This window comes from Agromyces sp. P1_H4 (assembly GCF_056405255.1).
Genome location: NZ_JBFUCL010000092.1, coordinates 1 through 11,411, shown reverse-complemented (window position 1 = coordinate 11,411; position 11,411 = coordinate 1). Strand labels below are relative to the sequence as shown.

Genomic DNA, 11,411 nt, shown 5'->3' with positions numbered 1-11,411 from the left:
CGCTTGATCTCCGGCTCCGGGTCCCCGCCGATGGCACCGCATCCACGGACACCTCGCCGACCGTTTCACGTGAAACGGACGCTCCCACTCTGCCACCCATCCCCGTTTCACGTGAAACGGACGTCCAACACGGAGGAACTCCCCTGGCCGATCAACTTGCCGAAGAGACTCGGCGCCGCATCGCCCTGGACGAAGCGGTGCTTCCCCTGCCGGCAAGTACCCGGGTCCTGACCATTTCGAACCAGAAGGGTGGCGTCGGCAAGACGACGAGCGCGGTCAACCTCGCCGCCGCACTCGCCCGTTCCGGCGCCCACGTGCTCGTCATCGACCTCGATCCTCAAGGCAACGCCTCGACGGCGCTCGGGGTCGACCATCGCTCCGAGCAGCAGAGCGTGTACGACGTGCTCGTCGCGGACCTCCCCCTTGCCGATGTCGTGCGTCCATCGACCGAACACGAATCACTCGACTGCGTACCCGCGACCATCCACCTCGCCGGCGCCGAGATCGAGCTCGTGTCTCTCGTGGCGAGGGAGCAGCGACTTCGCAGGGCACTCGATCGACACCTCGCCGACATGGAGCGTCCGTACGATTACGTCTTCATCGACTGCCCTCCGTCATTGGGCCTTCTCACCATCAACGCCTTCGTCGCGGCCCGAGAGGTGCTCATTCCCATCCAGTGCGAGTACTACGCGCTCGAGGGACTCTCCCAACTGCTGAGCAACATCGAGTTGATCGAGAAGCACCTCAATCCCGAATTGCGACTTTCGACGATCCTGCTCACGATGTACGACTCCCGCACCAATCTGGCGCAGCAGGTCGCGCAAGAAGTACGCGACCACTTCCCCGCCCAGACGCTGGAGACGATCATTCCGCGGTCCGTCCGAGTGTCGGAGGCACCGAGCTACGGCCAGAGTGTGATCAGCTACGACTTCAGCTCGAGCGGATCCTTGTCGTACCGCGAGGCAGCGGCAGAGATCGCGCTTCGCGGCGCAGTGAACCAGAAGGACGACCACTGATGGCAACCAAGCGAACCGGACTCGGCCGTGGCATCGGCGCACTGATTCCCACGGGCGAGGACACGCCTCGCCCGAACCGACCGGTCGACGTCTTCTTCCCCGACTCCGACTCCCAGTCCCCCACCGCGGTTGCGGTGGTCGAGCAAGCGGCGGCGAGCGAGGGACTCCTCGCTGTCCCGGGGGCACGACTTGCCCGCCTGAATCCCGACGACATCGTGCCGAATGCGCACCAGCCGCGCAGCGTGTTCGACCCCGAGGATCTCGCCGAGCTCGTGCACAGCGTGCGCGAGTTCGGTGTTCTTCAGCCGATCGTCGTGCGCCCCCACCCCGACCAGCCCGGCAAGTACGAGCTGGTCATGGGCGAGCGACGTCTGCGCGCCACGAAGGCAGCCGGCCTCGACACGATCCCCGCGGTGGTCAAGGACACGGCCAATGAAGCCATGCTCCGCGACGCGCTGCTCGAGAACCTGCACCGGTCGCAGCTCAACCCGCTGGAAGAGGCATCGGCGTACCAGCAGTTGCTGGCCGACTTCGGCATCACCCAGGAGGAGCTGGCTTCGCGCATCGGACGATCACGTCCCCAGATCTCGAACACGCTTCGCCTGCTGAAGCTCCCCGAGCCGGTCCAGCTCCGCGTCGCCGCCGGGGTCCTCAGCGCAGGTCACGCCCGGGCGATCCTCGCCTCTGGTGACGACCCCGAGGCGATGCAGCGCTTCGCCGACAAGATCGTGAACGAGGATCTCTCGGTGCGCGCGGCTGAGGCGATCGCGTCGAGCGAGCCGAAACCGTCGCGCGCGAAGCCGGCGGCGGGCAAGCGCCAGGATTTCCTCGACGATCTTGCCGGCCGCATGAGTGACCGCCTCAACACCCGCGTCAGTATCGCGCTCGGGGCTCGGAAAGGCCAGATCAGCATTGATTTCGYGACGGTCCAAGATCTCCGTCGCATTCTCAGCGACCTGGGCGAGGAACTCGAGGGCGTCTAGGACGAGGCTGGCCGCAGAATCGTTCCTGGCGAACTGAATCGCGCCGTTTCACGCTCGAATCGAGGGTCGACTCACGCGGCGCGAGCGGATGCGRCTCGCACGAGCCCGCTGTACACAGTGCTCGCATTCGTGCCCGACGCCTCGATTGCGAGAGGCAGCAGCGACGTCTCGGTGAGGCCGGGGATCACGTTCGCCTCGAGGAACCATGGGGTGCCGTCGGCGTCGACGATGAAATCGACGCGGGAGAGGTCGCGGAGTCCGAGGGTGCGGTGCGCGAGCACCGCGGCATCCGACACCGCAGCGGCCACCTCGTCGCTCAAGCGGGACGGCGCATAGAAGGTCGTCTCGCCGGCGTTGTACCTCGCCTGGAACCCGTAGACCCCCGCCGACGGCTCGATCTCCACCGGGATGAGCGCCTGCGGGCCGTCGCCCGTATCGATCACCGCGACGGCGATCTCGGTGCCGACGATGCGACGTTCGACCACGGCGACATCGTCGTAGGTGAAGGCCTCCACCATCGCGCGAGGCAGGGCGTCGGTGTCGTCGACGATGGTGACGCCCTGCGCCGATCCGCCGGAACCGGGCTTCACCACGAGGTCGCCCTCGAGGGCCGAGCGCACGACCCGGAGCACGCTCGCGGCGCCCMGCTCGCGGAAGGCCTCGTGCGACAGCACGATCGACTGGGGAACGGCGAGTCCGGCCTGGGCAACGACCGAGCTGGCCAAGGGCTTCGACCATGCGCGGCGCGCTGCAGCACCCGTCGAGCCGACGGTGGCGACGCCGAGGCCGGCCAGCAGCTCGAGCAGTGAGCCGTCCTCACCGCTCGATCCGTGCAGGGCGGGGAACACCACGTCGGGTTGCTCGGTCGCGAGGAACGGCAGCAACGACGCATCGGGGTCGCGCAGCACGATTCGGTGCCCGGCAGACACCAGCGCGTCGGCGACTCGCCGCCCCGACCGCAGTGAGACATCGCGCTCGTGGGAGATGCCGCCCGCCAGGACAACCACGTAGAGACCTTTGGAATCGCTCATGATCTGGGGTTTCTCCACTACTTGAGGTCGGACGGCGGGGCGGATTCGTAGCCGGAGCTGGGCGGCAGTTGCAGCGTGCCGGTGCCGGCGAAGGTGTCGAGGAGGTCGAGTTCGCCGTTGACGACCGTGGCGAGCCGACGGATGCCGACGCGGATGGCCTCGGGCGTCGGATAGCAGAACGACAGTCGCATGGCGTGCCGCCCGCGACCATCGGCGAAGAACGCGGTGCCGGGCGTATAGGCGACCAGCTCTCGCACCGCCCGCGGCAGCATCTGCTTCGAATCGAGCACATCTGGCATGGTGACCCAGACGTAGAAGCCGCCGTTCGGATTCGTCCAGCTGAGTTGCGGGAGGTACTCCCCCAGCGCCTCGATCATCGCGTCCTTGCGCTCCCGATACACACCTCGGAACGTGTCGATCTGCGCGCGCCAGTCAGTGCTCGACAGGTACTCCGACACGACGAGCTGGCTGAACGAGCTCGGCGAGAGGATCGCCGATTCGGCGGCGAGGATGAGCTTCTCGCGGATGGCGTGCGGCGCGAGAGCCCAGCCGACGCGGAATCCAGGGGCGAGCGTCTTCGAGAACGAGCCCAGGTAGATGACGCCGTCCTCGTCGAGCGAGCGGAGCGCGTTCGGTGCCGGCTCATCGAAGTGCAGCAGGCCGTAGGGGTTGTCCTCGAGCACGAGGATCTCGTTCTGGCGGCAGATCTCGAGGATCTCGGGCCGACGCGACGCCGCGAGCGTGACGCCGGCCGGATTGTGGAAGTTCGGGATGGTGTAGAGGAACTTGATGCGCCGACCCTGTCCGCGCAGGTGTGCGATCGTCTGTCGGAGCGCCTCGGGGATGAGTCCGTCCTCGTCCATCGCGACATGCACGACGCTCGCCTGGTACGACCGGAACACGCCGAGGGCACCGACATAGCTCGGCGACTCGGCGAGGATGACATCTCCCGGATCGATGAAGAGCTTCGCGACGAGGTCGAGGGCCTGCTGCGACCCGGTCGCCGTCACGACGTTGTCGACCGAGCCGCGGATGCCCTCGAGGGACATGACGTCGAGGATGTGCTCGCGGAGCTCGGGGATGCCCTGGCCCGACCCGTACTGCAGCGCCGTCGGACCCTGCGTGCGCATGACGCGCTCCATCGACGAGACGATGAGCTCCTGCGGAAGCGCCGAAACGAACGGCATGCCGCCGGCGAGCGAGACCACCTCGGGACGCGACGCGACGGCGAACAGGGCTCGGACCTCGGAGGCGGCCAGGCCGGCAGCTCGCTCGGCGTAGTTCGCGTACCAAGGGTCGAGGTTGTTGCCGGTCCGCTGGGGGACGCCGTCAGAGGTCACGTCACTTCCGTTTCTGCTCAGGATATTCATGCTAGTTGCTGGGTTCGGGCGGGCCGTTCGAGATGACGACACGTGCGGCCCGCGGCATCCGGAGCCCCGATCGCGATCGTGGATCGACGGATGGAGCCCTGGAAACGCGAAAGACCCGCCCGGCGTGTGCCGGGCGGGTCTCTGCGTATGCGAGGCGGCCGACTACGAGATGTAGGCGGCGAGGTCGGCCTCGAGTGCGGGCTTCGGCTTCGCGCCGATGACGGTCTTGACGACCTCGCCCTTCTCGAAGACCTTGAACGCGGGAATCGCGGTGATCTGGTACTTCATCGCGAGCTGCGGGTTCTCGTCGACGTTCAGCTTCACGATGTCGAGCTTGTCGGCGTGCTCGGTCGCGATCTGGTCGAGGATCGGGCTCACCATGCGACACGGGCCGCACCACTCGGCCCAGAAGTCGACCAGGACGGCCTTCTCACTGTTGAGGACCTCCTGCTCGAAGGTTGCCTCGGTCACTGCGCGTGCAGTCATTGCGTTCTCCTTTTGGTGAAGCGGATGTCGCGTCGGGTCAGTCGACCGCGACGAATTCGTTCTCGAGCAGCGCCTCGGCGGCCTGCTCGTTGCCGAGGGCGGCGAGGTAGTGCTCGGCGTCGAGCGCGGCGACCGTGCCCGAACCGGCGGCCGTGATGGCCTGCCGGTAGTGCGGGTCGATCACGTCGCCGGCCGCGAAGACACCCGGCACCGAGGTCTTCGACGTGCGACCGTCGACCCAGATGGTGCCTTCGGGTGTGAGGTCGAGCTTGCCGTGCACGAGGTGCGTGCGCGGGTCGTTGCCGATGGCGACGAACAGGCCGTCGAGGTCGAGCGCGCGCTGGTCGCCGGTCACGGTGTCGCGGAGCGTGACTCCCGTGACGGCCGTGGTGCCATGGATCGCGGCGATCTCGGCGTTCCAGACGAACTCGATCTTCTCGTTGTCGAACGCGCGCTGCTGCATGATCTTCGACGCCTTGAGGGAGTCGCGACGGTGGATGACGTAGACCTTGTCGGCGAACCGCGTGAGGAAGGTCGCCTCCTCCATCGCGGAGTCACCGCCGCCGATCACGGCGATCGTCTTCTGGCGGAAGAAGAAGCCGTCGCAGGTGGCGCACCACGAGAGGCCGTGGCCCGAGAGGATCTCCTCCTCGGGGAGGCCGAGCTTGCGATAGGCCGAACCGGTCGCGTAGATGAGCGTCGTGGCCTCGTGGGTCTCGCCGTTGCCGAGCTTGACGCGCTTGACCGGCCCGTCGAGCTCGAGCTCGACCACGTCGTCGTAGACGACCTCGGTGCCGAACCGCTCGGCCTGCGCCTGGAACTTCGCCATCAGGTCGGGACCCATGATGCCGTCGGGGAACCCGGGGTAGTTCTCGACCTCGGTCGTGTTCATCAGCTCGCCGCCGATCTCGACGGAGCTGGCGATGAGGAGGGGCTTCAGCTCGGCGCGCGCGGCGTAGATCGCGGCCGTGAATCCGGCCGGCCCAGAGCCGATGATGATGATGTCGCGCACTTCCACTCCTGTCGTCACATTGCTTCGGTGGATCGGGCGAGCCGAAGAGCCACCGTCATGGTGAACACAGTCTAGGCGGCGCGTATTCCTTCGCCCCCGGTGCGACAGCGAGGGTCGGATGCCGCGGGCTCAGCCTCGGCGGAGACGCGCCACCAGCGGCGTGGCGAACCCGCGAAGCTCGGGCGAGCGCAGCAGCCACAGGCCGCCGAAGTAGAGCACGGCCATGACCGTGCCGATGGTGGCCATGGAGACGACGGCGCCGAAGATGCCGGAGACGGCGAACCCGCCTTCCACGGTGCCGCCGAGCAGGATCAGGAGTCCGACGCCCGCGAGGAGGGGCAGCACGAGCGCTGCGAGCGAGCGAGCGAAGCCGCCGAGGATGCGCCGCCCGTCGAGTGTGTGGAGGCGACGCCGCAGCAGCCATGCGGCAACGGTGAGCTGAGCGATGCACGCGATCGTCGTGACCAGGGCGATGCCGGCAGCAAGCAGGTCCTTGGGGAGCAGGAGACATGAGAACGCACCTGCCGTGAACACGATGACCTGGAAGAGCGTGAAGCGGAACGGCGTTCGGGTGTCGCCGAGTGCATAGAACGTGCGTTGCACGACGAACAGCATCGAGAACGGCACCAAGCCGAGGGTGAACGCGATGACGACGTTGCCGAGGGCCGCGGTGTCGGGGAAGCTGCCGGTCTCGAACACGGCGGCGAACGGATAGGCGATGACGAGCAGCACCGCGGCGGCGAGATTGATGATGAGCGTGATGCCGCGGATCGCGCTGGACACGTCGTCGCGGACCTTGTCGTGGTCGTCGCGCGCGGCGTGCTCGCTCATGCGGGTGAAGTACGCGGTCGCGATCGACACGGTGATCACGGAGTGCGGGAGCATGAAGATGAGCCACGCGTAGTCGACCGCGGCGACCGAGGCGTTGTCGCTTCCGGAGGCCGTGCCCAGCACGAGCGACTGCACGATGCCCGCGAGCGTCGTGAGCAGCAGCATGCCGAACGTCCAACCCGCCATGCGGCCGGCGGTGCCGAGGCCAACACCGCGCCACGCGAAGTCGGGACGGTAGCGCAGGCCGATGCGGCGCCMGAACCAGAAGAGGATGAGCGCCTGCGCCGCGATGCCGGCGGTCGCCGAGCCCGCCAGCACGGCGACCATGCCGGGCGTCCAGGCGTCGGCCGACCTCGTGCCGTCGGGATCGACCCCGAAGAGCGCGGCGAACACGAGGAGTCCCGCGATCGCCACGATGTTGTTGAGCACCGGAACCCAGGTGAACGGCCCGAAGCTCCGGCGGGCGTTGAGCACTTCGCCGAGGAGCGTGTAGAGGCCGTAGAAGAAGATCTGGGGAAGGCACCACCACGCGAAGGCGATGGCCAGGTCGAGGGTGGCGGGCGGCAGGGTCGCCCCGTACAGCAGGGCCAGGAGGGGTGCGAGCGCGGTGGCGATGATCGTGGCGCCCGCGAGGATCACGAGCGCGACCGTGAGCAGCTTGTTGATGTACGCGCCGCCGCCATCGGCGTGCGAGCCGGCGCGCACGATCTGGGGCACGAGCACGGCGCTCAGCACGCCGCCCGCGACGATGACGTAGACGGTGTTGGGAAGCCCATTGGCGACGGCGAACGCGTCAGCCCCTGCGGACCCGACCACGCCGATGGTGGCGGCGACGATGATCGCCTTCACGAACCCCAGCACGCGCGAGACGATGGTGCCCGATGCCAGGAACGCGCTGGCGCGGCCGATACGGTCGTCGTCAGCCACGGGGGCTGCCGGTCGGGTCGTCGCCGGCGTCGGGTGCGACTCGGGCGGGCTGGCTGGGGTCGGCATCGGTGATCGCCTCGGTCTCGGGTTCGGCTGTGTCGGGTTCGGCGGTCTCGGGAGCCTCGCTCTCAGGACGGGCGGCCTCGGGACCGGCGGCTTCGGCAGCCGCGGCCCGGTCACGGCGTCGCCGCCGGATGTTGCGCCAGACGCCGAGGCCGAACACGACGACCGCGATCGCCGCGAGGATCGCGGCGCCGAGTCCCTCCCAGTCGGCCTGCACGTTGACGGCGATGTCGACCGGCGTGCCGATCGGGACACCGGACGTCGAGGCGAGCGACACGGTCAGCGTGACCTCGCCGTTGCCGACGCCGGCGGCGACGGGCACGCGCACCGTGGAGCGGGACTGCGGCTCGACGGTCTGCTCGACCTGCTCCTCGACGATGAGGCGTCCGTTGGACGGGCTGACGTCGACCACGACGGTGACCGGATAGGGCAGCGTGTTCTCGATGGTCGTGGGCACGCCGGTCTCGGTCGAGACGACGTTGATGGTGCTGCTCGGCACGACCGAGATGGACCCGAGCACGCCTCGCTGGGCGACGAGCCAGTCGGTGGCGACGCCGTTCCACGCCTCGAGGTCATCGAGCCACGCCACGTCGAACAGTGAGAGCAGCTCGCGGCGCACCGGACCCGTCAGCAGCGCCGGATCGGTGAGGACGGTGGAGAACTCGGTGACCTGTGCTTCGACCTCGGTCAGCCGCGAGACCTGCGCCCGGCGCTCATCCGACTCGGGCTCATCGATCAGGGTGCGCGCCTCGGGGGGTGCCCCGATCGCCTCGGAGAGCCCGGCCAGGGTGGACCACGGCGAGTTGCCGATCTCGTCGATGAGCGCGGAGACGCGAGCGACCTGCGAGACGGAGCCACGGTCGAACGTCGCGAACACGGTCGTGCGCGCCGTGCCCGCATCGAGCGCGAGCGAGGCGAGCACCTGGCCGGTCGCCTCGCGCCACTCGGTGTCGGTCGAGGCGGTGGCTGCCGCTCGCAACGGCTCAGTGAGCGCGCCGTCGGCGACGAGGGCGGTCGAGCCGTCGATGGTCGCCGAGGACGGGGCGACGCCGCCCACCGGCTCGACATTGCCCGGGGCCAGGATCGAGGTGGTGAGCCCGGATGCCGCGAAGAAGCCGAGGTCGCCGGTGGCCACCGTGTCGTCGCCCGGCCACGCGAGGTCGGTGCGCGTGTACGGCCACGACAGGAGCTGTTCGTTCGTGGGCAGGGTGCCCGGGGTCGGCTGCGGCGTGGGCGCATCGGTCGCCGAGGCCGTGGGCGTGCCGGTCGCGTCCTGCTCGGCTTCGGCGCCGACGCCGATCGAGCTCCCGCCCGCCGGGAAGTTCGCCGGATCCATCGCGTCGGCGAACGACGTCGGGCCGAGCAACGCGGGGAGTCCGACCTGCGCCTGCACCGCGACGTCGGCATCAGAGTAGGCCAGCGGGAAGATCTCGTTGGGCAGCTCGGCGAGGCGCTGCAGCCACGCGGTCGCGGTGGGCGGCGCGGTCGTTCCGAGCACGCGGATCGACGCGATGATGCGCGGGTCGATGCCGATGGCCACGCGGCGGCCGGCGAGTGCGTCGAGCTGTCGGGTGAGGAGCCCGGTGGGGCTCGTCCAGTTGGTGAGCTGGTCGACGTCGATCAGGCCCGCGGCGCCGCCGGTCGTGGGCGTCGTGACGGGTGCGGCGAGGGCCACGGCGACCGAGCCCGATGCCGGCACGTCGGCGTTGGCGTAGGCCGACGTACCCGAGGCGACGACCGTGTCTCCCACGAGGAGCTCGGCGCCCAGCCCGATCACGGGCGAGTCCGCGAGCTCGGCGAACGCGTCGGGGGCGACCGTGAACGACACCACGGTGGCTCCCCCTGCCGGCAGCCCCCGCGCCTCGCCGTCGGCGATCGGCACCATGCCCGCGGCATCCGAGTCGGCCGCCTGGTCGCCGCCCTGCTCGGCGGCGAGCCACTCGTCGAGCTCACCGGCGTCGTCGATGTCGGCGTCGGCGCGCACGAGGCGCACGACGCCGGGAGCGAGGGCCTCACCCGTGGCGTTCTCGATCTCGACGGAGATCGCGACGGGCGCACCGAGCGAGACGGTGCTCGAGATGGTGGGCGACACGCTCACGCGCAGCCCGCTGTCGTCGTCGACGGCCCGCGACGGCCCCGCCGGTCGTATGCCGTTTGCGGCATCCATGTGCGAGGAGGCGTCCGGAACGGGCAGCACCGCCTGCAACGCGGCTGCCGGGTCGACGCCGGCGTTGGCGGCGATGGGCGCCCCGACCATGGTGGCGACGGCCACGAACKCGGCGCCGCCGAGGGCGAATCGGGCCGGCCGGGAAAGTGGGCGAGTGCGTCGGGTGGGAGAGTCGGCGCGCGGGCGCGCAGGGATCGACTCGTCCACCATGCAGGCGATTCTACGGCGTGGCCCCGGGGCATCCGCTCGGCGTCCACAGGCGGGGCCGCGCACGCACGCGCTCGACGGGTCCGCTTAACATAGGGGCATGCAGAGTGTCGCGGCGGCCCTCGACCGTTTGGGCGAGCTGGCTGCTTCGCCGACCGTGTCGAAGCTGGCGGCGGCGTTCGATGCGGCGGGCCACGAGCTGGCCCTCGTCGGCGGCCCGGTGCGCGACGCCTTCCTCGGTCGGGCCACGAACGACCTCGATTTCACGACGGATGCCACGCCCGACGAGATCCTCGCCATCGTCAAGCCGATCGCCGACGCCCACTGGGACATCGGCCGGGCGTTCGGCACGATCGGCGCGAAGATCGCCGGCGAGACGGTCGAGATCACGACGTACCGCGCCGACGCCTACGACGGCGAGTCGCGCAAGCCCGAGGTGGTGTTCGGCTCCAGCCTCGAAGACGACCTCACGCGGCGCGACTTCACCGTGAACGCGCTCGCACTCCGGCTCCCCCAGCTCGCGCTCGTCGACCCGTCGGGCGGCGTCGAGGACCTGATCGCGAAGACCCTGCGGACCCCGGCGGCTCCCGAGCAGTCGTTCGGCGACGATCCGCTCCGGATGCTGCGTGCAGCACGCTTCTCGGCCCAGCTCGGCTTCGACGTCGAGGAGGGCACTCGCGACGCGATGGCCGCGCTCGCGCCCGAGATCGACCGCATCTCCGCGGAGCGGGTGCGCGACGAGCTGTCGAAGCTCCTCCTGACGGCGTCGCCCCGCGGCGGCATCCGCCTGCTGGTCGATTCGGGCCTGGCCGACCGGGTGCTGCCCGAAATCCCCGCGCTGCGGCTCGAGGTCGACGAGCACCACCACCACAAGGACGTGTACGAGCACTCGCTGACGGTGCTCGACCAGGCGATCGACTACGAGGTCTCGCGCGGCAACCTCGACTCCCCCGACCTGGTCATGCGGCTCGCGGCGCTGCTGCACGACATCGGCAAGCCGGCGACGCGCAAGCTCGAGGCGGGCGGCCTCGTGTCGTTCCACCACCACGACGTGGTCGGTGCCAAGCTCGCCCGCAAGCGCCTGCGCGCGCTGCGCTTCGACAACGACACGATCGCCGCGGTCTCCCGGCTGATCGAGCTGCACCTGCGGTTCTTCGGGTATGCGGATGCCGCGTGGAGCGACTCGGCAGTGCGCCGCTACGTCCGTGACGCCGGCGACCAGCTCGAACGCCTGCACATCCTCACGAGGGCCGACGTCACGACGCGCAACCGGCGCAAGGCCGACCGCCTCGGCTTCGCCTACGACGACCTCGAGGAG

Annotated in this window: 9 protein-coding genes; 3 read left to right on the top strand and 6 right to left on the bottom strand. The window is 69.4% G+C overall.

Going from position 1 to position 11,411, the window contains the following annotated elements:
- The first annotated feature begins 89 nt into the window (after window positions 1–89).
- Entirely contained in the window at window positions 90–1,016 is a 927-nt protein-coding gene (locus AC1DY2_RS07935; protein ID WP_476761923.1) for a ParA family protein, read from the top strand.
- The gene (locus AC1DY2_RS07930; RefSeq protein ID WP_476761922.1) at window positions 1,016–1,999 is read left to right on the top strand and encodes a ParB/RepB/Spo0J family partition protein; all 984 of its coding nucleotides are present in this window, start codon (window positions 1,016–1,018) and stop codon (window positions 1,997–1,999) included. The genes AC1DY2_RS07935 and AC1DY2_RS07930 overlap by 1 nt, the downstream gene beginning before the upstream one ends.
- A 71-nt stretch (window positions 2,000–2,070) precedes the next feature.
- Here AC1DY2_RS07930 and AC1DY2_RS07925 read toward each other — a convergent pair whose 3' ends face one another.
- From AC1DY2_RS07925 to AC1DY2_RS07900, 6 genes are all read right to left on the bottom strand, one after another.
- Window positions 2,071–3,030, bottom strand: a complete 960-nt coding sequence (locus AC1DY2_RS07925; protein WP_476761921.1) for a D-alanine--D-alanine ligase family protein — start codon at window positions 3,028–3,030, stop codon at window positions 2,071–2,073.
- A gap of 17 nt (window positions 3,031–3,047) precedes the next feature.
- The gene (locus AC1DY2_RS07920; RefSeq protein WP_309975744.1) at window positions 3,048–4,370 is read right to left on the bottom strand and encodes an aminotransferase-like domain-containing protein; all 1,323 of its coding nucleotides are present in this window, start codon (window positions 4,368–4,370) and stop codon (window positions 3,048–3,050) included.
- Between the two features lie 192 nt (window positions 4,371–4,562).
- Window positions 4,563–4,886 (bottom strand): thioredoxin, encoded by a 324-nt coding sequence (gene trxA, locus AC1DY2_RS07915; RefSeq protein WP_309975746.1) that lies wholly within the window; start codon window positions 4,884–4,886, stop codon window positions 4,563–4,565.
- A 37-nt stretch (window positions 4,887–4,923) separates the two neighbouring features.
- Window positions 4,924–5,898 carry a thioredoxin-disulfide reductase gene (gene trxB / locus AC1DY2_RS07910; protein WP_309975748.1) on the bottom strand — a complete coding sequence of 325 codons (975 nt, stop codon included), beginning with the start codon at window positions 5,896–5,898 and terminating at the stop codon, window positions 4,924–4,926.
- A gap of 129 nt (window positions 5,899–6,027) precedes the next feature.
- The gene (gene murJ / locus AC1DY2_RS07905; protein WP_476761920.1) at window positions 6,028–7,656 is read right to left on the bottom strand and encodes a murein biosynthesis integral membrane protein MurJ; all 1,629 of its coding nucleotides are present in this window, start codon (window positions 7,654–7,656) and stop codon (window positions 6,028–6,030) included.
- The gene (locus tag AC1DY2_RS07900; protein WP_476761919.1) at window positions 7,649–9,991 is read right to left on the bottom strand and encodes a DUF6049 family protein; all 2,343 of its coding nucleotides are present in this window, start codon (window positions 9,989–9,991) and stop codon (window positions 7,649–7,651) included. The genes murJ and AC1DY2_RS07900 overlap by 8 nt, the downstream gene beginning before the upstream one ends.
- A 202-nt stretch (window positions 9,992–10,193) precedes the next feature.
- On the opposite strand from AC1DY2_RS07900, the gene AC1DY2_RS07895 reads away from it, so the two are divergent.
- Window positions 10,194–11,411: CCA tRNA nucleotidyltransferase (locus AC1DY2_RS07895; protein WP_476761918.1), on the top strand; the 1,218-nt coding region annotated here is incomplete at its 3' end.